At 56.3% G+C, this 25,614-nt stretch carries 23 protein-coding genes and 1 pseudogene; 13 read left to right on the forward strand and 11 right to left on the reverse strand.

Going from position 1 to position 25,614, the window contains the following annotated elements:
- The 3 genes from AS026_RS23420 to AS026_RS23430 form a co-directional block, all read left to right on the forward strand.
- A partial coding sequence (locus AS026_RS23420; protein WP_131815341.1) for an aldehyde dehydrogenase family protein occupies positions 1-240 on the forward strand: 240 nt, incomplete at its 5' end.
- Between the two features lie 22 nt (positions 241-262).
- A complete protein-coding gene (gene argE / locus AS026_RS23425) occupies positions 263-1,390 on the forward strand; it encodes an acetylornithine deacetylase (protein ID WP_028748649.1) in 1,128 nt (375 codons plus the stop codon).
- Positions 1,391-1,593: 203 nt separating this feature from the next.
- Positions 1,594-2,493 (forward strand): LysR family transcriptional regulator, encoded by a 900-nt coding sequence (locus tag AS026_RS23430; protein WP_040679154.1) that lies wholly within the window; start codon positions 1,594-1,596, stop codon positions 2,491-2,493.
- Positions 2,494-2,960: 467 nt separating this feature from the next.
- Here AS026_RS23430 and AS026_RS23435 read toward each other — a convergent pair whose 3' ends face one another.
- On the reverse strand, positions 2,961-4,070 hold the full coding sequence (locus AS026_RS23435) for a flavin monoamine oxidase family protein (protein ID WP_062369808.1): 1,110 nt from the start codon (positions 4,068-4,070) through the stop codon (positions 2,961-2,963).
- 942 nt (positions 4,071-5,012) lie between these two features.
- Here AS026_RS23435 and AS026_RS23440 point away from each other — a divergent pair.
- The 3 genes from AS026_RS23440 to AS026_RS23450 all read left to right on the forward strand — a co-directional run bounded on the left by AS026_RS23440 (position 5,013) and on the right by AS026_RS23450 (position 8,192).
- On the forward strand, positions 5,013-5,990 hold the full coding sequence (locus AS026_RS23440; RefSeq protein WP_028748646.1) for a LysR family transcriptional regulator: 978 nt from the start codon (positions 5,013-5,015) through the stop codon (positions 5,988-5,990).
- Between the two features lie 688 nt (positions 5,991-6,678).
- Entirely contained in the window at positions 6,679-6,906 is a 228-nt protein-coding gene (locus AS026_RS44290) for a sigma factor-like helix-turn-helix DNA-binding protein (protein WP_342587571.1), read from the forward strand.
- A 77-nt stretch (positions 6,907-6,983) separates the two neighbouring features.
- The gene (locus AS026_RS23450) at positions 6,984-8,192 is read left to right on the forward strand and encodes a sterol desaturase family protein (protein ID WP_235777153.1); all 1,209 of its coding nucleotides are present in this window, start codon (positions 6,984-6,986) and stop codon (positions 8,190-8,192) included.
- 276 nt (positions 8,193-8,468) lie between these two features.
- Here the strand turns inward: AS026_RS23450 and AS026_RS23455 are convergent, their stop codons facing one another.
- A complete protein-coding gene (locus AS026_RS23455) occupies positions 8,469-9,485 on the reverse strand; it encodes a helix-turn-helix transcriptional regulator (protein WP_028748644.1) in 1,017 nt (338 codons plus the stop codon).
- Positions 9,486-9,860: 375 nt separating this feature from the next.
- On the reverse strand, positions 9,861-10,451 hold the full coding sequence (locus AS026_RS23460; RefSeq protein ID WP_028748643.1) for a NodA family N-acyltransferase: 591 nt from the start codon (positions 10,449-10,451) through the stop codon (positions 9,861-9,863).
- A gap of 455 nt (positions 10,452-10,906) precedes the next feature.
- Here AS026_RS23460 and AS026_RS44050 point away from each other — a divergent pair, with 455 nt between their 5' ends.
- On the forward strand, positions 10,907-11,035 hold the full coding sequence (locus tag AS026_RS44050) for a hypothetical protein (protein WP_268871451.1): 129 nt from the start codon (positions 10,907-10,909) through the stop codon (positions 11,033-11,035).
- 195 nt (positions 11,036-11,230) lie between these two features.
- Here AS026_RS44050 and AS026_RS23470 read toward each other — a convergent pair whose 3' ends face one another.
- On the reverse strand, positions 11,231-12,067 hold the full coding sequence (locus AS026_RS23470; protein ID WP_007539333.1) for a helix-turn-helix transcriptional regulator: 837 nt from the start codon (positions 12,065-12,067) through the stop codon (positions 11,231-11,233).
- A gap of 300 nt (positions 12,068-12,367) precedes the next feature.
- Here AS026_RS23470 and AS026_RS23475 point away from each other — a divergent pair, with 300 nt between their 5' ends.
- Positions 12,368-13,474: an aminotransferase class I/II-fold pyridoxal phosphate-dependent enzyme gene (locus tag AS026_RS23475; protein WP_028748641.1), complete on the forward strand. Its 1,107-nt coding sequence runs from the start codon at positions 12,368-12,370 to the stop codon at positions 13,472-13,474.
- A 340-nt stretch (positions 13,475-13,814) separates the two neighbouring features.
- Here the strand turns inward: AS026_RS23475 and AS026_RS23480 are convergent.
- The 3 genes and pseudogenes from AS026_RS23480 to AS026_RS23490 form a co-directional block, all read right to left on the reverse strand.
- Positions 13,815-13,958: pseudogene (locus AS026_RS23480) on the reverse strand (transposase); the annotation flags it as partial.
- A 301-nt stretch (positions 13,959-14,259) separates the two neighbouring features.
- Complete coding sequence (locus AS026_RS23485) at positions 14,260-14,964, reverse strand: DUF3846 domain-containing protein (protein ID WP_245307465.1); 705 nt, start codon at positions 14,962-14,964, stop codon at positions 14,260-14,262.
- A 495-nt stretch (positions 14,965-15,459) separates the two neighbouring features.
- Complete coding sequence (locus tag AS026_RS23490) at positions 15,460-15,876, reverse strand: Lrp/AsnC family transcriptional regulator (protein ID WP_028748640.1); 417 nt, start codon at positions 15,874-15,876, stop codon at positions 15,460-15,462.
- A gap of 260 nt (positions 15,877-16,136) precedes the next feature.
- Between AS026_RS23490 and AS026_RS23495 the strand changes: the two genes are divergently transcribed.
- The 5 genes from AS026_RS23495 to AS026_RS23515 are packed head-to-tail and all read left to right on the forward strand — an operon-like array spanning position 16,137 to position 20,204.
- The gene (locus AS026_RS23495; RefSeq protein WP_051321156.1) at positions 16,137-16,913 is read left to right on the forward strand and encodes a transporter substrate-binding domain-containing protein; all 777 of its coding nucleotides are present in this window, start codon (positions 16,137-16,139) and stop codon (positions 16,911-16,913) included.
- Positions 16,914-16,940: 27 nt separating this feature from the next.
- On the forward strand, positions 16,941-17,597 hold the full coding sequence (locus AS026_RS23500) for an amino acid ABC transporter permease (protein ID WP_028748638.1): 657 nt from the start codon (positions 16,941-16,943) through the stop codon (positions 17,595-17,597).
- Complete coding sequence (locus tag AS026_RS23505; protein ID WP_028748637.1) at positions 17,594-18,250, forward strand: amino acid ABC transporter permease; 657 nt, start codon at positions 17,594-17,596, stop codon at positions 18,248-18,250. Before AS026_RS23500 ends, AS026_RS23505 begins: the two co-directional genes overlap by 4 nt.
- A complete protein-coding gene (locus AS026_RS23510) occupies positions 18,247-19,011 on the forward strand; it encodes an amino acid ABC transporter ATP-binding protein (RefSeq protein WP_028748636.1) in 765 nt (254 codons plus the stop codon). Before AS026_RS23505 ends, AS026_RS23510 begins: the two co-directional genes overlap by 4 nt.
- A gap of 38 nt (positions 19,012-19,049) precedes the next feature.
- Positions 19,050-20,204, forward strand: a complete 1,155-nt coding sequence (locus AS026_RS23515) for an amidohydrolase (RefSeq protein WP_028748635.1) — start codon at positions 19,050-19,052, stop codon at positions 20,202-20,204.
- A 682-nt stretch (positions 20,205-20,886) separates the two neighbouring features.
- Here the strand turns inward: AS026_RS23515 and AS026_RS23520 are convergent.
- Genes AS026_RS23520 through AS026_RS23535 form a run of 4 tightly spaced genes read right to left on the reverse strand, consistent with a single transcriptional unit; the run spans position 20,887 to position 25,528 of the window.
- Positions 20,887-22,143 (reverse strand): cysteine desulfurase-like protein, encoded by a 1,257-nt coding sequence (locus AS026_RS23520; RefSeq protein ID WP_028748634.1) that lies wholly within the window; start codon positions 22,141-22,143, stop codon positions 20,887-20,889.
- 59 nt (positions 22,144-22,202) lie between these two features.
- Positions 22,203-22,784 (reverse strand): cupin domain-containing protein, encoded by a 582-nt coding sequence (locus AS026_RS23525; RefSeq protein WP_007539317.1) that lies wholly within the window; start codon positions 22,782-22,784, stop codon positions 22,203-22,205.
- Between the two features lie 18 nt (positions 22,785-22,802).
- On the reverse strand, positions 22,803-24,047 hold the full coding sequence (locus AS026_RS23530) for a M20 family metallo-hydrolase (protein WP_082728512.1): 1,245 nt from the start codon (positions 24,045-24,047) through the stop codon (positions 22,803-22,805).
- On the reverse strand, positions 24,032-25,528 hold the full coding sequence (locus AS026_RS23535; RefSeq protein WP_028748632.1) for an aldehyde dehydrogenase: 1,497 nt from the start codon (positions 25,526-25,528) through the stop codon (positions 24,032-24,034). Before AS026_RS23535 ends, AS026_RS23530 begins: the two co-directional genes overlap by 16 nt.
- Positions 25,529-25,614 lie beyond the last annotated feature (86 nt).

Genomic DNA, 25,614 nt, shown 5'->3' on the forward strand with positions numbered 1-25,614 from the left:
GAATTGAGTGATCATCCAACCTACGGTCTTGCCGCCGGCGTGTTCTCGAAGGATCTGTCGCAGGCAATGCGGGCGGTCAAACGCGTTGAGGCAGGGACAGTTTGGGTCAATCGTTACGGGCGCTCGCGCGACCACATCCTCCCGACCGGTGGTTACAAGGCATCCGGTATCGGCAAGGACCTTGGCAAGGAAGCCTACAAATCCAACCGTCGGCTAAAGAGCGTTTTGATCGAAATCTGAATTGGCGCCGGAGGTACGCATTATGGCAAACGCTCGTGAAATTCTTGAAAAGTTGATAGGTTTTCCATCCGTCGTGGGCTCGGCGAACGCGCCGATCGTCTCTTACATCAGGGACTATTTCGCTGCGCTCGGCGCGCATGTGAGCGAGCTGCCCGGTCCGGAAGGAAATCGTTCAAATCTGTTCGTGAGCATGGGACCGCGTGATCGAGCCGGCATCATTCTCTCGGGTCATACGGATGTCGTGCCCATAGAGGGTCAGCCTTGGACATCGCCGGCGTTCGCGCTTCGACAAGGGGGCGATCGCCTTTACGGCCGCGGCACCAGCGATATGAAAGGGTTTCTTGCCGCTGCCATGGCCGTCGCAGCTGGAGTCAATGCGGAAAAACTCCGTCGCCCCCTTCACTTTGCATTTTCCTACGACGAAGAGGCAGGATGTCGAGGCGTTCCCCATATGATCGAGGCAATTCCGTCGATCTGCGCCTTGCCGGCGAGCTGCATTGTCGGAGAGCCAAGCCAGATGATCCCGATTCTTGCGCACAAGGGGAAGGCCGCCGTCAAATTCACAGTCGAAGGAACAGCCGGTCATTCGTCGAGACCCGATCGCGGGCTCAATGCCATTCACGGACTGTCCACCTTATTGGCCAAGGCGGTGGCTCAGTCGGATCTGCTGAAGCACGGGCAGCAGAATGAACTCTTTTTGCCGTCATACTCGACCCTTCAGGTCGGTGTGATCGAAGGAGGTCTGTCACTTAACGTCATACCGCAGTTCGCAAGCTTTGATGTCGAGGTTAGAGCCATTCCCGGCGCGGAGCCCTACTCACTGCTTGAACCGATTTTCAAGGCCTTTCCCGAGCTTGAAAAGGTTGGACTCAAAGTCAAAGCTGATCGCTTGTCCGAATATCCAGGAATGGAACTCCCGGAAGATTCCGATTTGGCCACATTGATGACGAGGGCAACTGGCCGGAACCCCATCCGCGCGGTGAGCTACGGGACCGAAGCCGGGCTTTTTGCGAAAACCGGTATTCCCTCAATCATCTGCGGTCCCGGTAACGTCGACCGAGCGCACAAGGTCGATGAATACATTCGCCTGTCGGAGCTCAATGAGTGCTGCTCTGTGCTCGACCGGGTCGCTTCCGACCTGGCTGCGTGATCAGCGAGCGACGTACTCACACATTTTCAAAAGAAGGATTGATCGTAGCCATGGAAGCCACGAACGACCGCATCGAAAAAGATCACTGGAGTATCCCTTCGTCCATCGCGAGGCTTGGGCAGAGCTTGGTTGACGACGAGGTTAGCAGCAATGCATTATGATCAGAAATGTCATTGATCCTTCGGTTCATAAATGGCATCATAATGCTTGATCGTCAGCATCTTGCAATTCTGAGAGAAGTCAGCCGTCGAGGCAGCGTTACCGCGGCCGCCGAAAAGCTGAACGTCACTCAATCCGCCTTGAGCCATACGATCGCAAAGTTCGAGGAACGGCACCGCATCAAGATATGGATGAAATCAGGCCGCGGGCTGCGGTTGACGCAGACAGGTGAGTATCTGCTTTCTGTGGCCGAACGCGTCCTGCCCCAAATGGAACATGCCGAGCGGGTCCTGACCGATTTTGCTATGGGAAGGAGAGGAGCCCTTCGTGTTGGCATGGAATGTCATCCCTGCCAGCGGTGGCTGACCAAGATTGCGACGTCTTATCTCGACAAGTGGCCCGATGTCGATTTCGACGTGCGTACGGCTTTCCGGTTCGACGGTGTCGAGGCACTCCTTGCGTACGAAATCGATCTTCTGATCACACCGGATCCCGTGGACGCGCCGGACCTGCTCTTTACGCCGGTTTTCGAATATGAGTTGGTGCTGATGGTGCATGCGACCCATCCTCTTGCCAACCGGAAATGCGTGCAGCCACAGGATCTTCTCGACGAGGAACTGATCACGGTTCCGGTCACATTGGAGCGGCTGGACATATACACCAAATTCCTTGTTCCCGCCCATTGCCGACCGCGTCAGCACCGCACGGCCGAAACCATCGACCTGATGCTGCAACTCGTCTGTGCGAAAAGGGGTGTTACGGTCCTACCGGATTGGCTGCTGCAGGAAGACGCCGTTGGAATGCCGATACGCGCACTACGCGTGGGCGATACCGGTATACGGAAAAACATCAATCTGGGTGTACGGCGCGGTGAGGAGACCATATCATACATCGACGGTTTTCTAGCGCTTGCCCGCGAGAGGGGGCGCTCGCCTTCGCCGTGATCGCGGAAAGCGAATTTCCCAGCGCCGCCTTGATTCCCTCTCGTCAATCACCGTCGAGGAGATGTTCAGAGCCACGATATTTGCAAGAGGTTATTCGAGCTTGTGCATGTAGGCGGCCATGTCTCGCGTCTTTCCTTCCGTGCGGCATCGCATTGTGATGTCTCGCCTCCGACGTAGGGAAGCAAACGGGATCGGAATAGCAAGCATCGCAAGTGCGGCCTGACTGAGGAAGCTGCCCCCAAAATGGTGACCTGGAACTGCTTCGAGGGTCCAGATGACCAACTGCGGGCGATCACAGCAGCAACCAAGCCACCGACCATAACCCGGGCGATCGCTCTGTCGAGCTTAGCGACTGTGCCGCAGTCCGAACCCAGAGGTTTCGTGTGGTGGTCTTCTGATGTTGTGACCCGGCGGTTGTGTCGCGGAAAGCCTGGAACTGTTCAGGCAAACCGAACCACCTCTATCCTTCAGCTTTGCTCGACAACGAGTTTCGAGATGACGTCTCGGGCAGCTTGGGAAGATGCTTGTACGGCGCCGGCAAGGTAGCCGGCCTCACCTCGGCTCGTCTCGCTCCCGGCTAGGACCAGCCGCTCTTTCCACGGGCTAGCGATCCAGCCCCCTCCAGGGCCATTCGGGTGGCCGGCGGAAAACCAGTCGGCGGATGTCGCAGTCAGCGGGTCGGCAGCCCAGTCCTTGTAGAGGGTCGCTCGTGGATGGGCAGCTTGCGGCCCGAAGATGCGCGTGAACTGGCGGATCGAGGCCTCCTTCAGCGCGACCGCGCCGATTGCTGCACGTTGTTCGGCTCCCATCCCGACGAAGCCGAACAGGGCTGCCTTGCCCGAGTACGTGGTCGCATCATGGATCTCCGTCAAAGGTCCAACCATGCTTTGCGCCGTCCCGGAGAATCCTGCCTCGCGCCAGAAGGGACGATCGTAGATAGCGAAAAATTTGGCGTGTGGCGCCATCCAGGTCGGCGTTTGCCTCCACAGTTCGATCGTGCCTTTCTCCTGGGCCGGCTCGAACTGGACGGTCGCCTCCAGAATACGCGGCGGAAGCGCCGCAATCACCTGTGACGCCTGAATCAGCTCTATACGTCCGTCGGCAAATCTCAAAGACAGCTCGACACCGGTTTCGTTGAGACGCATCGCGGTGACTTGCGCACCGCACCACAGCGCCGCCTCAGGCAAGCCTTGCGCCAGCGCACGAACCAATGAAGCGGATCCTCCGATGAACCTCAGTGCTTCGGGCTCCTGATTCAGTCCGGGATAGCGCTTTGCCGATTCCCGCGACATCCGCTCGAAGACAACGTCGCCATCGCTGTTTTGCGCAAACGTGAGCAGATCGAGTTCGGCAACGAGCGCGGCGATCGCAGGCTGCATTCGAGGCCAGATCCAGGACGGTCCAAGGTCGAAGCCGTCTGCGTCCGGCTGGCCTGTCTCGTTCACGGTCTCGATCCGGCCGCCGAGGGTGGCTCTTGCCTCGATGAGCAGGAATTCGATCTCGGCCGCATGCAGCAGTCGCGCGGTGTGCAGTCCTGCAAAGCCTCCGCCGATAATAGCTACCTTGGTGTTCCTCATTATCTCTCTCCGGGAAGCTGGCTCCCGACAGCGTTGGCCTGTCAGAAGCGGGCGCGCCCGTGACGGTCTTCAAGCGGGGATGACGGTCGGCGGGCTGGTGGGACAAATTTGTGATCCCGCGCACATAGCACGAGGAATGTCGGATCAAAAATTTCCTTGCTTCATGGATCGATAAATTCTGTTCATAACACGGAGGCTCATGCACCTCGTGTTTGTGACCTCGCACCACCATCTCAGTCATCCGCAAAACGTCTGCGGCCGTCGTGGCCTCGAGTGGCCTGCCGGTGGGCAGGCGTCCCAGCAGTGCCGTTCAAGCTTTTCGCCTTGGAACCTCAGCCTGTCGGCCAGTACCAGAAATTCGAGGTTTCGTTGATTTTCAACCACGATCGTTGACCTTGGCGGCCACTGCTCGACCGACACGTGTTCCCGTCCGTCGTCGAGTTGCGCTGAACACTGCCTAAAGAATATCGCTGCAATCGCAACCACGGCAGCAGCAGCATCGCAAATCCTATAAAAATCACCATTCCCCTTACCATGCCAGTTCGAGATGTCATCAACGTGTATGCCGGTTTCTTCGGCAAGCGCTATCTGGTTCGTACCTGCTTTGGGTCAAAGCACTTCCAGTGACCTGAACGTGACGAATTCCAAGATCCTGGTTGCAAACCGTTCCGAAATCACCATACGCGGACTGCGCGCCGCTAACGAACTCCGGGTATATGCTGAATCGGCGCGACGCATGGTGGATGGGTCGCTCGCGTTGTCCGACCCCCGCGCGAGCGCAAGCCGACAGTGCCATGTTCAAATTCGCATTCAATGTGCATTTCGCGAATGAAAATCTCCATACTTGGTCTCTGCGCTGTGAAAATGTCAATTTGTATTACTAATGAAGAATGCTGTTGGGTTTGGGGAGCATAGATCCACGCTATGGATAGATAGAGAGACATGCGGTTTAAGGGACTTGATCTAAATCTCCTAGTCGTGTTCGACGCTTTGATGACTGAGCGTAAGCTCACGGCGGCGGCGCACAGCATCAATCTCAGTCAGCCGGCCATGAGCGCGGCTGTCGCCCGGTTGCGCGCCTATTTCCAAGATGAGCTGTTTACGATGACGGGCCGCGAATTTATCCCGACGGCGCGGGCGGAAGGTATTGCACCTGCGGTGCGCGAGGCTCTGCTGCAAGTTCAGCTCTCTATTATTTCCTGGCAGCCGTTTGATCCGGCCCAATCGGATCGTCGCTTCAAAATCGCGCTTTCCGATTACGTCACTCTTGTATTTTTTGAAAAAGTTGTGGAGCGTGTGGCGCGGCAAGCTCCCGGCGTCAGCTTCGAATTTTTCCCTCCCGCCGACCACAATGAAGATCTTCTCCAGCGCGGCGACGTCGATCTTCTCATATTGCCGGAAATATTCATGTCGAATGCCCATCCTCATGCGAGGCTTTTCGACGATTTACACGTGTGCGTAGGCTGTCGCTCGAACAAGCAGCTGGCAGAGCCACTTACATTCGAGAGATACATGTCGATGGGGCACGTTGTCGCTAAGTTCGGAAGTTTTCGGAGGCCAGGCCTCGAGGAATGGTATTTGCGCGAGCACGGTCGCAAGAGACGCATCGACGTCGTGGTACACGGCTTCAGCATGATTGCGCCCGTGCTGTCCAACACTGACCGTATAGGAACCATGCCCTTACGGCTGGCGCAGCATTTAGCAAAAACAATACCCCTTCGAATTGTCGACCTTCCGCTGCCACAACATCTTCCCTTCACCGAGGCCGTGCAATGGCATGCGCTTCACAATAGTGATCCGGCAAGCGTCTGGATGCGCGACATGCTATTCCAGGAAGCGGCCCGTATGACATCACCGCTTGTAGCTGCCGAGCCCCTCATCAACCAGGACCAGCACGAATGTTGTCCAGCTCATCTCTGATCTGAAAACTTCGTCGGGCGACTGAACTGCAAAAATGTTGGTATGGCACCGTTGCCGGTGGAGCAGCCCCAATGCCGCGGGTGCGCTTGTCCGCTCCCCGCCCAGCCTTGCGGCCACCACGATCATGAATGGGACATCTGTCGAGATCGCAGTGCTCTGACATTCCGGTGAGTTCGCGTGATCTGTAATCATCTGATCCCGTTTAATCCGCAAGGACACGCCAGAGTATATGGAGGCGATCGGCAACCAAGGAAACCATTTCTTCGATAGACCCGGCAGGTTCCGGATGCCGCGGCCTGGAAAGATCAAGCCGGACAGCGAATTCCAGGATGCGGGGTGGCAGAGCGGGATATCATATCCAGAATCGAACTAATCCATCTCCGAAAGAACCGGCTTGATTTCCCCAGCCATTCGAACGCAAGACTGCGTTTCATATCGAGCATTTTCCGCATTGTATATGCGACCTCACATAACCCTCCAGATTGCGACGTGAAGCCGGCCGGCATTCCGATCAAAGACCGGCCGCCATTCCGATTTGAAGCCGGCCACCGTTCCGATCAAAGACCGGCCAGTTTTCGGCACTGAAGATCACTCCCTGGTCAGCAACTTTGGCATCAAATACCTCGCGATGAACGAGGGGATTTTGTTGCCGGCAAAGACAAGGCTGACCATGAGACATTTGCGACAAATGCTGCGACTTGCAGCAAGCGGAACCAGCTCGCGTGAGATTGCCGTCCTGTTGGGAATTGCGCGAAGCACGGTGCAGTATAATCTGCAGCGCGCAGCGGCGGTTGGGTTAAACTGGCCGTTGCCTGGGGACCTTGCTGACGATGCGCTCGAGAGCAAACTCTTCGCTCGGAATGGCATCAAACAGGGCACGAGAAGGCGGGTCGAGACCAATTGGTCCGAACCGTAGCAGATACCCCTTGTGATTGAGCGTCTCAGCGAAACCTATTTACCCTTCATCGGACCATTGGGTAATTAATTGATGTCATGAGATACATCCAAACGTCGAATAAACCAAAGCAATTACCCTTGCAGCTTGGCCCTGCGGCAGTCCAAGTGATCCATGCAGGCCGTGAGGATCTGACGCGAGAACACTGGGCGATCTCAATCAGCACATTTGCGAGAGAGCCGTCCGAAGAACGGGTCATTCCTGTCAATGGAGTGGAGAGAATCATTTGGGAGATGGATACTCATCATCCAAACAATCGATTTTGCAATCTAGGTAAATTCCGCATAGTGCATTTTGTTGTTCGCCAATTCTTCGGAGCAATCAAAATGCACGTTCTCGATGTTGGGGAAATGGCCCAGCTCTTCGTCAAAGCGTTTAAATTGGTTGCGATTTTCGCTACCGCATGCGTTGTGCTCGAGGTGATCTTTCCGGCTTACCGATACAGCTTTGCCTCGTACATTCGCGGTGCGCGGAATTGGATTATCCGTATCGGATGCGGCACTTTAATTTGGCACTTCTACGCTTTGGGTTTGAAATGGTTGGGGGTTAAGCCGCTCGTAACGATCAATTTTGGTGCGTTGCTTCACTCTAATAACCCGATCGCCAATACTGGCTTCGCCGTCCTTTCGGGCGTTCTAGTCGCGATTGCTGGTGACTTCTTTTACTACTGGATGCACCGTGCTCAGCACGCCGTTCCATTTCTGTGGCGCCTGCACGCGACCCATCATTCAATCCGCGAACTGACGGCGTGGAATTGCAACCACCATATTTCCGAGCCATTTGTTTACGCGGCGTTTGTAGCACTCCCACTCGCGCTAATTCACTTCGAATCAGGCGTCGTGCCCGTTGCTGCCATGGCGCTGATTACCTTTCAGGCCCATCTTTCCCACTCTAGCACACGCTTTAATTTGGGGCCACTTCGGTACCTCATCGGCGATAATAAATTCCATCGTATTCATCACTCCACGGAATTCCACCACCGGCATAAAAACTATGGCTTCTTTACAACCGTTTGGGACACGATTTTCCGTACTGCATACTGGCCGAAAACGAATGAGTGGCCGGAAGTTGGCATGCGAAATCAGCCCGAACCGCTCACCGTACGCGACTTCATTATGTTCCCGTTTGATCAACGCCGCTGGCGCAAAGCTAAAGCCGGAAGTGGTACACAGGGAATTAAAACTGGAGGATTGAACGCGGTAGAGAGAGATGGTCCCATTCATTCGGACAGGAGTTCTGCAATTTAGAGCGCAAAGCGCTGCTTGTTAAGTTGCCGTTTCTATCGTTGGGGGTCGCGCAGCAACTCTGATCCGAGTCCGGTCTGCCGCACTACTGTCAGGCGCAACAGGTCAGGCCGCAGGACAAATTGGCCGATCACATTAAGCGGCTGAACCGGACGGATGCTGAGGAGGGGAAGCTAGAGGCAATCATCCGCCCAGAGACTTATCAATGTGATGCCATCATCCGGCTTGCACAGACCGGTTCTGCCGTTAATCGCGCCAGCGCCTTCGTCAATTCGCTTGTCAGAAGGACCTACGAGAATTTGATCCGCAGACCCGTCTCCTTGTTTCGGAGGGATTTTCTCCATAGTGCGCCCTATAAACTGCGGCGAATCTTCCGAATTGAAAGAACCCCCATTTCAGGCAGATTTCCTTCATGAGCATGCGGTTTTCTGGATCGAGCAGGTCCTCGCGCGCTGCCCGGAGCCGAAGCATCTGTAGATAAGCTGCCGGCGTTGTATTCTTGAAAGCACGAAAACCTGCTTCGAGTGCCCTGGTGGAAACACCCGCTGCATCTGCCACCATTGGCATTGTAATCGGCTGGTTAACATTGGCACACATGAACTCGATCCCACGGCGGACGTGGCCGGGAGCAATCATGTGTGGCTTCTTATCCAGCAGATGCGATAACCGATGAGGCACCATCCGTATTACGACATCGGCTAGCGCCTGCGTAATATGAGCCGTGGCTATGGGACTCTGACAAAGGGGACCATTATCACGTATTCCGTCGATAATCGCTTCCGTGAGATTGCCGATTGTCCGGCCAACTGGCGTTGAAAGGTCGACTTCGGGCAACAGGTCGAGCGAGCCGCTAAACGGGATATCGAAAGTTTCGCCAATGGTCCGTTGGATCAAAGACCAATTAAGCACCAGCTCATCTATTAAATTGGATTGCCCTTGTATAGAAATGCTATCTAGTTCGAAATTCCTGTAAAGAAGCAATTTCTCTTCCCGGGCCTCAGCCATGCGCGAACCGTACGTGACACCCATGCCGCCTCTGCGAGGCACCACGATCGATAGATGCTCTGTAGCTTCAGAACACCACTGAGCGCGGAACTGAAACCCGGTCTGATGGTGACCGGTAATCAATGTTGCGTTTTCACACCCCGCAAGATCGAGCGCCCAATAGAAGTCCCGAGTACGACCGACGAGATCGGCGTCGAATGTGCCGAAAACCGCTCCGAGGGATTCGATCATGCTATCGAACGTCGAGCCACGATATCGAAAAACGGTATTCTCAGCGCTATTTTCCATCATGCATCTCCAGGCTCAATCCTGCTGCTCGGTCATGCTGGTTCAATGACCAAGCCGGTGATCTAGCTGTGTGCTCGTGCATTCCGAGTTGTGATTACGCATCCTCGATTCCCTTCAACGTGCGGCAACATTCGACTTTCCGCGACAGTAAACCGCCCTCTTCGCCGGCTAACTGAGATTGATCTGCGGGCCGCAGTGAGTTTGGCTCGGTCATCAAAGCATCGAACACGACCGGGAGATTTAGATCAAAGTCCTTTGAACCGCAGGTTTCTTCGACAGACGGGTGACCAAATCCCGATCGCCAGAATTTCAATGTGCGTGGGACTGCGTAAGTTTGCCAACGGGCATTCGGCGCTTCGGGTAAGCAGTCGAGGTGCCTCACAGCTCCGGTCCGTTCCGGTCGATTGTCGTACCGGCTGGCCAATCGGAGATTGGCCGTCCAACAGGCAGAATAATGACAAGTGGGTCCTCGACCCGCGTGGGCGGCAAGTCAGTACGCGCGTGTGGCAGCGTGGATCGTACGCTAATCTCCGACACAACAGTCACCGGACAGTTTCGCCCGAACCTCTCAATGTGTTTTTGCAATGCGGGCCGCACCGTGCCGAAAGCAAACGGAACAGCCAGTTCGCGCAACACCGGAAGCATGGCTTGGATCGAATGTCCTATCCCCAAACCCTCAAGATCCGGACGCACACCATATAGTCCGAGCTCAGCCACCAACTGATCGGTTGTGCCAACCTTTATGAAGCGGCGCAGCAATCCCATGTGAGCCGCGACCCCATTAGCGTCATAGGTGATTGCACGAAGCTCAGGTCTTGCTCCGGCCCAGCTTTGGCTGCCCTCGAACGGCTTTGCATTAAAGGCCCCGGTTGGTCCATAGGTCTTTCGAAAAAACTCGGCGAGTTCGACATGTTCGGCGAGTTCCAACTCGCTTTCCCAGCGCAATTTCCACTGCACGTCGGCGCGCATACAAGACCTCTTATTTGCTGTTGACCGGAGTTCGGAGATATCGAACCTTCGTCAAAGTTTATCGCTCGAGTTTGCCGCAAGCAGCAATCGGAACGCGGCGTATCGGCCGCCCAGTCTCTTGAAATTTCCCAGATCCGAGTGATGACATTGGTTCTCAATGTGGCTCTCAAGGGGGATATTCGGTGACCGAAGCGCGATATCATAAGGCCAATCAAATCAGAAATGGCATTACTGCATGAATCGATGAACAGCGCTCATAATGCTCGGTTTCAGGTGGCTCCAGCAGATAAATGGGAACCAATATCTTGCGGATCTTTTGAATTCCTCGCAAAGCCCTGCTCGAACGTCAGCCGCAAACATCGATCGTATTTCCATTTTCGGCCATTGGCCGCATGGCAGAGCCGGACCCTGAAGGATGGCACGAAATACTTTTTGTCGTCGAAGGAGCGCTGCGTTTGATCCAACCAGGCGAGGCGCGGGACTATGCCGCGGGCGAGTTTGTCACCTACAGCACGGCTCAGCACTATTCCTACTGCAACGTTGAGAAGAAGATCGTTCGCTTCATTCGCAACGTCGTCTCGTAGAACGAAATACCGCCCGGCGGGGAGATAGTGCACGTATGCCGTCATTGTGGTGAAACAGCCCGACGAAGTCTAAGATATGAAACAAATTGGCTAAACACCGGACCGCCTGTCCAGAAGCGCGGATCAGCGCAAGCGGAAATGCGGCTCAGATCGAAGCGACAATTAACAGTGTAGTCTTCGTGTAGGCTGTTCAGCTCAATGCGGAGCGTTATAGTTCGACTGAACGTGCTCCAAGAAGAGGGAAAGCAACTCGGCTTGGGTCGAAATATTCAGTTTTTCGTATGCGCGTTTGCGATGGGTCTTCACGGTGGTGATTGAAATTCCGAGATTGTAGGAAATCGATTCCGAGGAGTGACCGCGCAGGATCATTGTCACGACCTCCCGTTCACGCGACGTTAGACAGGCACCAAAGGTTTCGAACCCAATCCTTGCGTTCGGTCTAGGCGCCTCTTCTTCAGATGCAGGTCGGGATTCCGAATAGCTCCAATAGGCGTGGAATGCAGCCTCGATCACCGGCATTCTTGCTTGGAAGAGTCGGATCGCCTCATCCGCAAAGCCGCCTCGGTCGGTAGCGCGATAGAGGCCTATTTCAGCTGTAACCAAATTTCCTAACGAGACTGCAATATCGATCTCTTCGAGGCCCTGTGGCCAGCCTTCAGTGACATAGCCAATCTCTTCACGCTCAGACAGGACCACTTCATATCCCTTGTAGAGCTCGCTTTGGAGATATGCATCGGGGGCCAGGTCACGAATGCGGTAGACGCCAGAGTGGAGCCCCGTCTGATGCCTTTGGAAAAAGGCGTTCAGGACGTAGGTGCTGGTCAGATAGGTCATCATCCCAGCGCGGGCCGTCTCATTTCTGAAGTCATCGTAAAGATGTATTGGCGGTTCAGAGCCGCGGTACACGACCATCGTAAGCGTGTCGACAGCTGCATCCGTTCGGATCCACTCGGCAAGACGCGCACAAAAATCAGTTTCCCGACATGACGCAATCATTTCGCCGATCTGCTTGTACTCTGCTGTATGCAGCATTCGCCCGCCCAAGAAGCCAGCCAGCCCGACCAGGACGCGGTCAACTGCTGGTTTTTTCGGTTTGCGCGCCGAGCGCGGCGCTGTTGGTGTGTTTTAGCGTAGCGGTTCGTATTTTTCTATCGAAGAATCTCGAGCAGCAAGGGCGATGAAAGTCCGCCCGTTTCAGATCGGCCGCGGTTGGGAACGCTCGCAAGTGATCGACGCTGTAGTCCTCTGGGAGGATAGCGGAAAAAGGCACGTTCACGGTAGCTGACCTCAGGCGTCTGCATCAGCAGACATGTTCGAACAGGAGGTAGCCTCATGAAATACGCCCGTATGGTCATTGAAAAGGAATCGCCGGAAGAATACGGCTACGACCTGATTAAGTACAATCTTTCTGAAAGCTCTATTACAGATCAGAGACTGTCTGACATCGGCGTCGTTATTCCGGACGTCAAGCTTCTCTATGGCGAGCATCGTGGCGATCCGGAGCTGCGTAAGCTGGTTGTCGAGAAGGACGACGGCCTATCTGCGGAGCACGTCCTCATGGCTCCTGGTGCTGCGGGGGCTCTGTTTATTATCTCTACTACGCTCCTTTCGCAGAACGACCATCTCGTCGTCGTGCGGCCGAACTATGCTACGAACATCGAAACGCCGAAAGCGATCGGTTGCGAAATCACATATATCGATCTCGATTTCGACAGAGGCTTTTCTGTCGACATCGATAAGGTCGCAAACTCGCTAAGACCCAACACGCGCTTCATCAGCGTCACTTGCCCACATAATCCGAGTGGCACCACGATGTCGCGCGCCGAGCTCGACCGTTTGATTCAGATCGCCGAGGATCACGGCTGCTATCTACTCGTTGATGAGACCTACCGAGATCTGAGCTATGAAGCGAAGCTTCCGACAGCTGCCTCGCTGAGCAAAAAGGCGATTAGCGTAGCCTCGCTTTCGAAGGCATACGGCATCCCGGGTATCCGCGTTGGGTGGCTGATCACGCAGGACGAGGTGCTCTACGAACGCTTCCTTTCTGCGAAGGAACAGATCGCGATTTGCGGTTCGATCCTGGACGAAACTGTCGCTCTCGAGCTCCTCAAGAAAAGCGAGCAGTTCCTCGCGAAGGTGCTGCCGGAAATGCGCAGGCGCCGCGACATCGTTCAAGAATGGATTAATGGCGAGCCTCTCGTCGAATGGGTCAGGCCGTCAGGTGGTGTCGTGGGCTTCCCGCGCCTGAAGGTTTCCGCGGACTTTGACGCCGGCGCCTTCTACAGATCGCTCCTCGACGAGCACGGCACCTATGTCGGGCCTGGCCATTGGTTTCAAATGCCGGGCAACTACTTCCGCGTTGGTTTCGGGTGGCCGACGGAAGAAGAACTTCGTGGTGGTCTGAAGGCGATCTCCGCCGCGCTTGACGCTTACAGATAAGGCAGGTATGCAGCTGTATCCGGCGGCGGTGCAGGTTTCGACGTCACCGTTGCACATGATGCTGCGGAGATCACTCGATGTCTCGAGGCACCAATCTGCAAGCGACGAAGTCGCGGCAAGGAAGCGGCCGCGATTTCGAACGCTCCCAAGGTCTGCCAAGTAACTCACACTGCAGACGAAAATGAACCTCAATGAAGAGATCATGGTGCTCAGGATTCAGCTGGCCACTAAGGCTGCAAAACGCGCAGCTGAGAAAGAGGCTGGAGCGGTTTAAACGACTGAATAACGCGACCCGTTGCCCTCTTGAGCGGGATTGATTTCAAAGTACGTTAAACGGCGACAGGCCGCCGTATTTGGCGTTCCAGTTGTAAAAGGTCGTCTCGGAAATCCGCTGCCTACGGCAAAGATCTGCCGCTTTCGCTTCGGCCTCCTGCTCCTTCAACACCGCTATGATCTGCTCTTCCGTAAATCGCTGCTTCTTCATAAATCCGCCTCAATGGGCCGAACTCTAATCCATATTGTAGGGAAATACAGTGGCAGGTCAGTTTCTTCCACGTTTGAGTGCGGCAGAAAGACGTGCCAATCCGCTTACGATTTGGCCGCCGATTGGGTGACTTTCAAACTCAGCCGCGTGGAACGCCAAGGGTGGTCGACCGCCGGACACGCTGCATCTTCCCTGCGCTACGTCACTCTGTGGAAAAGCTCTAGCCGCTGCACTCACGTCCGACCCTATGGCACCGGTACGCAGCGAGTGTGACACTTCAACTCCTCGTTTTCTCGCGCTGCTATCGCACGCTCGTGAACAGTGCGATCCGGTTTGTTTCCCGGATCTCGAATTTCATCGTTGCGCCGTCTCGTACGAGCAGCGGGGTGCGGCGATCGATACGCGCGTGGAGGGTTTCCACTGCTCCTGCAACTACGAGGCCCTTCTGCCCCATTTGGTCCGCTGGAACAAAAACTGGATCAAACACCGGCCGGCAACATTGAAAACGTCGCGCCGCTTCAGTCATTGTTATCGTTGGGGAACAATAGGGTTGGCTACCGTCGCCTCCCAAGAGCGCTATCTTCCCGGCAAGAGGCGTCGGGTAGCCGTCAAAGATTGTAAATGAGGTAAGCCCAGCCCGTAAACCTTCTTCGTCAACAAATAGCGAGTGCATGTCGTCGAAGCGGATCATCTGAATCAGATCGCTTCCAATTAAGTCGGAGATCGCTGCAATGCTGTTTCGATCACAAAGCTCAGCAGCACGAAAGGTAGCGGTGTCGGAATCCAACAAATACACGAAATTTTCCATATTCTTTACCCTCAAATTCTTGAAAAAGGCCCGCTGCCGAGGTTGCCTGGCAATGATGGAGAGGCTCGTATGCCATCCGCGAGCTTGCTTTGAGACGGCGATCATCTGCCGGCCGGTCGGGGCACTGCCGGAAGACGCTATGCGGATCTTGCGGGTCGGTAAAATCGATTGTTTGGATTGGACCCATTTATGTTTCACATGGCTGCAAGTCCAATACACGAAGTCGCTTGCCGAGGCGGCCAACCAGCTTCAGTGACTGGTGGAGCGCGAGAATTTAATCGCACGCGGAGTCTCCACCACACAGCCTTATAAGAATCAAACAGACCTCCACAGCTGTGCTTAATGGGGGTGGGTGTTGGTGGGGTCTTGTATCCGAGCGATGAGTGCGCCTGGAAATGGTTGTACAACACGACGACAGAACACCCACGGGACCGCCGTTCGCGAGCTTTTGTATCCGTGGCATCCCTGGTCCGGGCGGTTTGTTCACGTCCATGAGGCGTTGTCCAAAGGGACGCATATTTTCCGCTGCAACCTTTCTGGGTCTTCTTCTGATCGACTTCTTGAAGTCCCAGCATGGATGTTCGACCGCTCCGTGAGTGGTTTTTGGCGCAGCCTGCAAGTTCCGCACGTCGCACGTCGATATCGCGACACTGCATAGTTTGGCGAAGTTACTGGAAGTCGCCGATGCTTCATCTACGCGGGGCCAAGTATGATGAAGGTCTCGCTTTTTGCGATCCCCTCGCGCGAACGGACCGCTGTCACAAGCGCGTTGAGTTCGCTCATGGTGGAGACCTCGACTTCCGCGATCACGTCCCAGGTCCCATTCGTATTATAGGCAGCAGCAATTCCTGGAATACGCTTGATCGCCGCTATGACCCCCTTGACTGGGGAGTCGGCAAATTCAATCAGCATAACAGCTCGAAGCTGATCATCGCGAACTTCGTCCCGCAGACGGACCGTAAACCCCCTGATGTCCCCGTTTTCGATCAAGCGATCGAGACGCCTCTGCGCCGTTACCCTCGAGACCCCTAATATTTGCGCCAGCTGAGGAATAGAGGCGCGGCCGTTGATGCGGAGCTCGGCGATCATACGGTGATCGAGACTGTCCATCAAGAAGTGTACCTTTTGGTGACCGTGTGTATCGAAATCGTCAGTTTAGCTTAAAAATAAACACTTTGCGTTCTTTTTCGTGCAGCGTCTTCAGCATAATTTGGGCACAACAAAAACGGGGAGCACGCTGACGTCTAGTCTGGCGACGCAGCGTCAATCGCGACAATCCAGTGGCACCTTCCTCTTCAGCCCCGTCGGGCTGCGACTCTTTGCGTTCATCGAAGATTTTTGGTTGCGAAACCCCACCGGAGGAGAAGAAAATGGGATCATTCAAGCGTATTGCGGCTGCAGTTGCCGTGGCCGCCAGCATGTGTCTTGTGAATGTCGCTCGTGCGGACGATTTGGAGAAAATTCAGTCGGCGGGCAAATTGTCGGTCGCCATGTCTGGCGTCTTCCCGCCGTTCAGCTTCGTCGACGACAACAACAAGGTCGTTGGCTTCGACGTCGACATCGCATCTGAAATCGCCCGGCGGCTGAAGGTCGAGCCCGAAATTATCACAACGCAATGGGACGGCATCATCGCTGGCCTCCTTACCAAGCGTTATGACACGATCATCGGTTCGATGACGATCAACGAGGAGCGCAAGAAGGCAGTCGACTTCGTCGGCCCCTATTACCGATCAGGCATTGGAGTGTTCGTAAAAAAGGGTTCGTCCTCGACCAAATTGAGCGACCTCGATGGCAAGACCGTTGGCGCGACGCTCGGCGAGGTGTCCGAGAAATGGGCGCGTGACCAAAAGAAGTTCGATGTCCGAACCTATAAAGGACTGCCGGAGCTGATGCTTGAGCTCAATTCCGGCCGAGTTGATGCCATTGTATCCGACGACGTGCCCGTTATCGTGGCCATCCACAAAAGCGGCGCTGCCATCGAGCAGATCAAGGACAGCAGTTTGCCGAAGTACGATATCGGCATTGCTATCCGAAAGGAAAACCCTGAACTCGCGGCCGCGATGCAGAAGGCGCTCGACGATATGATGGCAGATGGCACGTACGAAGCCATCGCGAAGAAGTGGATCGGAATGGACATTCGAAACTAATTGTCCTCCCGGACGAAAGCTTCCGCCATGGATATTAATCTCATATTGAAGATATTGCCGTTCGTGGCGGAAGCTGGCTTGATGACCATCAAGCTCGCCGTCGCGAGCTTCATGATCGGGGTGGCAGTTTCTGCACTGCTGGTAGCCGCGCGATTCTCCACGCATTTTGGAATCCGCGCAATCGCTACTGCCTACGTTAGCGTCATGCGCGGCACGCCTCTGTTGGTCCAGCTATTCCTTGTTTTCTTTGGAACCTCCCAATTCGGAATGGAGCTGACGCCTTTCGTCGCCGGCATCCTCACGCTCGGTTTCAATATCGGAGCCTACATGTCCGAAGGGATGCGTGGTGCGATCCTGTCGGTGGACAAAGGCCAGACGGAGGCGGCAAGGACCTTGGGCTTTGGTCGCTTCGACACAATGCGTCTATTCGTGCTTCCTCAAGCGCGGCCCCTTGTGTTGAGGTCGCTTGGAGTTAACACGGTCATTCTGACAAAAGGCACTGCGCTAGTCTCAACAATCGGGGTCGTCGAGCTGACATATTCAGCCCAGCGCTTCGTCACTTCGACTTACAAGCCGTTCGAAGTCTTCGGAGTGGCTGGCGCGGCCTACATCATCATTATCGCTGTGATCCTTGCAATAGCGCGCTTCGCTGAGGCGTCTTACGGAGGAGCGACCGCTCCATGACCCTCGATTTCGGTGTGATACTTCCTTACTGGCCGGTGATCCTCCAGGGGCTGGGATGGACCGTTTTGGTGACGGCCCTTGCGGGAACGCTCAGCATCGTTCTGGGCACGGGCATTGCGCTCACCGCGCAATACGGAGCGGCGGCGCTCATCGTCCCCATGAGAGCGATCATATTTCTGTTTATGGCGACCCCGTTGTTGCTACAGCTTTACCTTCTGTACTACGGGCTGTCGCAAATCGGCATAATGCTCCCGGCCTTCTGGACGGGCGTCGCGGGACTGGGAGTGCACTACGCAGCCTATAATGCGGACATTGTTCGCTCGTCCTTGCAGGCTGTCGATCCAGGTCAGACGGAAGCAGCAAGAACGCTCGGCTTCGGCCGCTGGGCGACGCTCAGACATTTCATCGTTCCGCAGGCCCTATTGATAGCGTTCCCGAGCGTCGGGAATAACTGCATCATTCTCCTCAAGGATACGGCAGTCCTCTCGGTGATTGGTATCACCGAGCTGGTCCTGGAGTCCCAGCGGGCAATCAGCGAAACCTATCGACCCTTCGAATTCTATTTCACCGCTGCCGTTTGCTACTACGTCGTCAACCTGGTGATGGAGTGGTTGCTCGCCGGCGCAGCCAGAAGAGCGGAGGAAATCCGATGAAAGCAGATTCAACAATGATCAAGTTGCAACAGATCCGTAAGTCCTACGGTAGCCTCGAAGTGTTGAAGGGGATTGATCTCAGCGTTGAGCGGGGAAAAATTGTCTCGATCATCGGTCCGAGCGGCTCCGGCAAGAGCACCCTGCTACGCTCGATCAATATGCTGGAGGCAATATCAGGCGGCGAGATTTGGCTCGACGGCCAGCAGGTGAACCGGCCGCTCAAGGGGTGCGCTTTCGAAAAGCATATAAACCAGATCCGACAGCAGATGGGCATGGTGTTTCAGCAGTTCAATCTATTCCCGCATTTAACAGCGCTGCAGAACATCACGATTGGTCCCATTCGGCTGAAGGGACTGTCCAAGAGAGAAGCTGAGGACCTCGGAAAAACGCTACTCGCGAAAGTCGGCCTGTCGGACAAGGGAAACGTGTTTCCAGCCCGTCTGTCTGGCGGTCAGAAGCAACGTGTCGCCATCGCGCGGGCTCTTGCAATGCAGCCGAAGGTGATGCTTTTCGACGAGGCCACCTCGGCGCTCGATCCGGAACTGGTCGACGAGGTCAACCTTGTCATGAAGCAGCTCGCCAGCGAACACATGACGATGCTCATTGTGACGCACGAGATGCGATTTGCAGCTGAGGTTTCCGACCACGTCATGTTTATGGACGCCGGCGTCGTCGTCGAACAAGGACCTCCGGACGAAATCTTTGTCAATCCTAGCGAGGGGCGCACGAAGAGCTTTCTGCGCAAGCATTTGGCGTCGTAAAAAATTGGCGCTCATCAACGTTTCGAAGGAGTTCAGACTTGTTTCTAACGAGCGAGCAGCTTGACGAAATTACAACGTTCAGACATAGCCTCCATCGCCGCCCGGAGATTTCTGGCGAAGAAGTCGAGACGGCAAGCGCAGTCATCGATGCGCTTCGCGCCGTTGGCGCGGACGAGGTTTTAACCGGGATCGGCGGGCATGGTGTTGCGGCGATCTTTTCAGGCAGGGAAGATGGGCCAAGCCTGATGTTCCGCTCCGAGCTCGACGCATTGCCGATAGACGAAATCTCCGACCTTCCCTACCGATCCGAGGTTCCCGGCAAGGGCCATCTTTGTGGCCACGATGGACACACGGCCACTCTCATTGCGCTCGCCAAGGGACTTGGCGAAAGGCGCCCTTCGCGCGGAAGAGTGGTCCTGATGTTCCAACCATCGGAGGAGAATGGCGTCGGCGCGGCGGCGGTCGTCGCGGACGCGAAGTTTGCTGCGATCAGACCAGACCTGGTCTTCTCGCTTCACAATTTCCCAGGACTTCCTCTTGGGCATAGCGCATTGAGGGAGGGTCCCATCAACTGCGCGTCCCGAGGATTGAAGATCGCATTGACCGGAAAGACCGCCCATGCGTCTTCGCCAGAGGAGGGAACAGCACCGACATTCGCTGTTGCAAGGCTGCTTGAGGGGCTCACGGCCTTGGGCCGCGGCATGACCGTAGATGAGCATTTCCTGCAGGTGACAATTACCTATGCCAGATTGGGCGAACGCGCCTTCGGAATCAGCCCTGGATATGCCGAGGTTTGGGCGACACTCCGAGCCCTTTCTGATGACGCGATGGCGGAGCTGGTCACAGCTGCTGAAAGGCTCGTTCACCTTGAAGCTGAAGCGGCCGGCCTAACTGTAAGCATAGAATACCAAGACGTATTCCCCCAAAGCAGCAATGCGCCCCAGGCTGTTGCCGAACTGAGAAAAGCCATGACGGATGAAGGCGTGAGCTTCGATGATGGCAATGGAATATTGCCCATGCGAGCCGGAGAGGACTTCGGAGTGTTCGGACGCGTTGCGCCATCGGCGATGTTCTTTCTTGGCGCCGGAGTTAATCACCCTGGTCTTCACAACCCAGACTTCGACTATCCGGATCCCCTGATCGGTATTGGGGCGGGAGTTTTCATGCGAACAGTTCGCAACATCCTTGGCTGATTGAAATTGGGGCTGGGCCGGGACAAATTTGCCTTGACCCAGCGCCATCATAAACTAGCGGTTCAATGTGCGGCGGCTGTCGCAACTGCGTCTACACATACCCTTCATCTCACGACCGAACGATCGGTTGGGCGATAGTGCCGCCAAACAGCCGATAGCTGCTATTTGGGCGACGAGCGGAACAGGAAATCGCTTTGTCCGGCCGGTCGGCGATGGCGCGAATAAAAGAACAGAGAGCTTCGCAAACGCTAACAGGTGGGGGAGTGTCTCCGCAGTTCGGCAACTTTTCCAGGGCCCGGCTTGTTTCCAGCGGTAGATGCGGTTAGCGCCCGACGCTCCGTTCTCCTAACGGCCGAACGTTGTCAGGATGCAAGGAAGCGACCTCCCATCGCAGATCACCTCGACGCGGAGTTACCGGGGCCGTATCGTCTGGCAGCCCGCGCCCCGAGAGGAGCCGGTGACGGCGCTCACGGCACGGCGCGGTTGCGCTGACAACTGGCGGCCTTGCCGATTTGCTGATCCTGTCGTTTTGGAAGCGCAGCGTGATGGTAACCCGGCGTCCAATTCTTGACTGTGGGGCAATCCGCGGCATGGAAGACCGGCCCCGTTCGCGTTTGAACATGGCCGGGTAGTTCATCACCGTTGCCCCCGGCTCGCACTTTCCCTTGCGGATCCGAAACAGCTAGCGGGACAGGATTCCCGAGATCTCTGTCAGAGTGCGGTCGATCTCTTCGAGAGTATTGTAGTGCACTGGGCCGATACGCACGCCGCCGCCCGAATCGAGGATGCCGAGCCGAAGATTTGCTTCCAGCCCATAATTGTGGCCGCTCCAAACATGAATACCCTTCGAAGCCAAGTGGCGAGCAATGTCGGCCGATGGAACCCCTTCCGCCACAAAGGTTACAGTCGATACGCGGCGATCGAGGCTTCTGGCATCACTGATCCCCAACACCCGAACTCTGTTGTGCGCTCGAAGCCCGTCGATCAGCTTGAGAGCCAACAGATCGTCATGATGTTTCATGGCCTTATAGCCACCGTCCAGACGTGCGCGGAGACCGGACGCGGATGTGGTGCCTGCGAATTGGTCGCCGAGCGCCGCTATGTAGTCAATAGCGGCATGGACCCCAGCCAACTGCTCCCGGTTCGTCGTACCGTTGGTAAATCGCCATGGCAACGTATCGGACGCTGCGCGTACCTTATAGGGTCTCACCCGGTCGAGGACGGATCTGCGGCCCCAAAGAAGGGCATAGTGCGGACCGAAAAACTTATAGGCGGAGCACACGAGGAAATCGCAGCCGAGCCGCTGGACATCTATCAATCCATGAGGCGCGTATTGCACGGCATCCACGTAGACAAGTGCGTCGGCACGGTGCGCGATCTGCGCAAGCGCTTGGACGTTGTTTATTGTGCCGGTGATGTTGCTTGCGTATCCGACTGCGACCAGCCTGGTTTTGTCGCTGATCAGCTTGACGAGGTCGTCCGGATCAAATTCATAGGTTTCGGTTGAGAAATCCAGCCACTTGACGCTCAAGTTCAGGTCCTCTGCAAGCATCAGCCACGGAGCGACGTTCGCGTCGTGATCCATGCGCGAGAGTATTATCTCGTCGCCGGCGCTCAACAGCGAGCCTATGCTGCGCGACATGGCAAAGGTGAGGGCGGTGGCGCTTTGGCCGAAAAAGACCTCGCCTTCTTCGTAGGCATTGACGAAGGCCTCCGCCGCCCGGTGTGCAGCCTCGACCCTTGAGGCCGCTTCAAGCGACGTGTCGAAAAAGCCCCCAAGGTTTCCGTTCGCATTGATCATCATATCGGTCATGCGTTCGATCACCGAGGCGGCGACCTGCGTCCCCGCGGGATTATCAAGGAAAACTGCCTGCCGATCGTGTTTCTTGCGTTGGAGCCCGGGAAAATTCCGTCTAACCGATTCAACGTCATAGTTCATTCTTTAGGTTCCTTGGCGGTTGATAGACCCGCAGTGACGACGTCAAAGGCGGGCTCTGATCAGAAAGTTGGCGGAGTGTTGACCCACAGAATCCTCGCTTCACCGTCGCCCAGGTTCTGGTAGGAATGGGGAAGCGGGGACTCGAAATAGAAGGAATCTCCCTCATGGAGGAGGACTGGATGACCGTCGACTGTCAGCTCCAGGGTTCCAGCCAAGACGTAGCCGAACTCCTGCCCCATATGGCTGATGGGTTCCGAACTCCCGCCTCCGGCCGCCACGACATGGATATTGATCTGCAGAAGATATCCCGGGCCGCTTGGGACAAGTTTTTCGAGGGTAACCTGGTTTCCCGCGCGTCGATGGCCTGTAACAAGCCGGGCCCTCTCGTTCTGGCGTACGACAAGCACCGGCCCGTGATCCTCCGCAGGTGTCGCGAACAACTCGCTCATGTTCGTACCGAGGGCTTGAACCAATTTGTGAAGCGTCGCCATCGAGGCTTGCGAGCGATCGTTTTCGAGCTTTGAGAGATAGCCTTCCGTCACACCGATCTTTTCGCCAAGCTCCGCTAGGCTGATGCCCATAAGCAGACGGGCGTGCCTGAGCTTCGCGCCGATCTTGAGTGACTGATCTTGGTTTTGCATGGTCCGGCCTTTTCCCCTCTAAGCCTTGGCGGCCTCTAAGACCGCACGGCACAGTACTTCGCACCCATCCCCTACATGCATGGGCTCGGACCACTCAAGTGGGTTGTGGCTGATGCCGTTTCGCGAGGGGATGAAAATCATCGCGGAGGGCACGACGGCCGCGAGGTTGCTGGCGTCGTGCATCGCACCGCTGGGGAGGCGCAACGATGGCATCGACAGGGAAGACGCCACTTTCTCGACCGCGTCTTTAAGGTCGCGATTAAACGAAGCAGGTCGAACGTTCATGATGCGGTTGATGGAGAACCCGAAACCCAGCTTCTTGAGCGGCTCGCCCTGATCGGCCATGAGCCGCTCGACCCTGTCGAGAACGTGTTCGTCGATATGACGCAGATCGAGCACCAGCCGCGTGCGACCGGGTATGGTGTTGGTGGAATTCGGCTCGACTTCGACACGGCCGAATGTGACCCGAACATCAGGGTCGATGTCCATAGCTCGTTCGACAAAGCCCAAGGCGTATCGTGACGCCGCGAGAAAGCTGTCCCGGCGATTGTTCATGGGGGTCGTCCCGGCATGAGCGTCCTGGCCGAGAAAATCAATTTCAAACCATCGGACTCCCTGGACACCTTCCACGATGCCGATCGTTGCGCCGGCATTCTCCAGCACGGGGCCTTGTTCGATGTGCATCTCGAAATAGGTCGATATTTGCGGAGGGCGATCCTGCCCCGCATATCCGATGCGTGCGAGTTCGGCGTAGTATCGGCTGCCGTCGGAACTGGAGATCGAACTCTCGTCGCCAGCTGGCAAGGCGCCGACGAAACCGCACGATCCCGTTAGCCCAGGTTTGAAGCGAACGCCTTCCTCGTTGGTCCAATTGACGATGGCGATTGGCGCCTCGGTTTCAATCCCGGCGTCGTTCAGCGCCCGGACGATTTCAAGTCCTGCCATGACCCCAAGCACACCGTCGAAGCGACCGCCATGGGGCTGGGTGTCAAGGTGGCTTCCAATCAGCACCGCGGGCAGATCATCGCGAGCGCCGGGGCGGATCGCATAAATGTTGCCGAAGTTGTCGACACGCACCTCGCATCCGGCCGCGGTCACCCAGAAGCGGAAGAGATCGCGCGCCTCTTTGTCTTCGTCGGTCAGGGAGAGGCGGCAGCTGCCGTTTCCTTCAATCGCGCCGATTTCCGCAATGCGCATGATCGAGCTCCAAAGCCGGCTCGAATTCGTGAGAGTGGCAGCGCTGTGCGTCAAAGGGCGATCCACGTCGTTTTCAACTCGGTGTATTTGTCGAAGGCATGAAGCGATAGGTCTCGCCCGGTCCCCGATTGCTTCACGCCGCCGAACGGAGTCCTGACGTCAACGTTGTCGACAAGGTTGACGCTGACGCTCCCCGCATGAAGGCGCCGGGCAACGCGGTGCGCCTGCGAAAGGTCGTTTGTCCAGACCGAGGCGCCCAAGCCGTAAATGGAGGCGTTTGCATACCCGACCGCCTCGTCTTCGCTTTCGAACCGGGTGACGGCCAGAACCGGGCCGAATATCTCGTCCTGCGATAGCGTCGAACCAGGCTCCACATTGGTGAAGATTGTCGGCTCGATGAAATAGCCTCCGCTGCCGGTCAACGCTCTGTCGCCGCCTGCAACCAGCGTCGCGCTCTTTTTCCCGAGATCGATATAGCCACTGACTTTTTCGAGATGCTCCTCGCTGACGAGCGCGCCCATTCCTGATGCGGGGTCGAGCGGGTCGCCGGGCTGAAATTTCGAAACTTCGCCCTTCAGCCTTTCAACAAACTCGTCATGGATTGACGCGTGAACGTAGAGCCTGGAGGTCGCCGAACATACTTCGCCCTGATTGAAGTAGATTCCAAGGGCCGCGGCGGACGCAGCCGCTCCGATGTCGGCCACGGCCGGGAAGACGATGTTGGCGCTCTTTCCGCCGCATTCAAGCCAAACCCGCTTCATGTTCGATTGGGAGGAATAGCCAAGGAACATCTTTCCGACCTCGGTGGAGCCCGTAAAGGCAACACAGTCGACGTCAGGATGAAGTCCGATTGCCCGTCCCGCATCCGCTCCCAGGCCTGGGAGGACGTTGAACACGCCCGGGGGAATACCAGCGTCCGCAGCAAGTTCTGCCAGTCGCAAAGCACTCAGCGGCGATTGTTCGGCGGGCTTTAGAATGACGCTGTTGCCCGCCGCCAGTGACGGCGCGCATTTCCATGCAGCCATTTTCAGTGGAAAGTTCCAAGGGACGACAGCGCCGACGACGCCAACGGGCTCGCGGGTCACCATCGCCAGTCGGTTTTCGTCGGTCGGTATCACCTCGTCCACAAGCTTGTCGACAGCTTCCCCGTACCAGCGAAACACGGCGGCCGCGCTCGGCACGTCCAGTTTGGTCGAGTCCGTTATCAGCTTACCCATATTCATGGTTTCGAGGAGCGCCAGCTCTTCGCGGTTCTGCATGATCAGGTCCGCCAGGCGCACCAGCACACGGCCGCGCTCGGCCGGATCGCAACGCGACCAGTCACCCTTGTCGAAGGCCTTGCGCGCCGACCGGACCGCGGCATCGACATCGGAGGCATCATAGGCGCCGATAGCTGCCAGTATTTTCCCCGTGGCGGGGTTTACGGCGTCAAAGGTCTTCCCGCCCGCCGGATCTACATGCTTCCCGCCGACGAAGGCGCGGGTGGGGATTCGAACGGATTTTGCCGCATCGTGCCAAAAATCTTTGGAGTGCGAGACATCACTCATGGGCTGAGGTCCTCCTTCATTTTCGCCCATTGCTATTGTCACGAAGAGGCCATGTCAAGTGACTTTCCTGCCCAGAATTCAGAGTG

Origin of the sequence: Rhizobium altiplani (assembly GCF_001542405.1) — a bacterium.
Lineage (GTDB): Bacteria > Pseudomonadota > Alphaproteobacteria > Rhizobiales > Rhizobiaceae > Rhizobium > Rhizobium altiplani.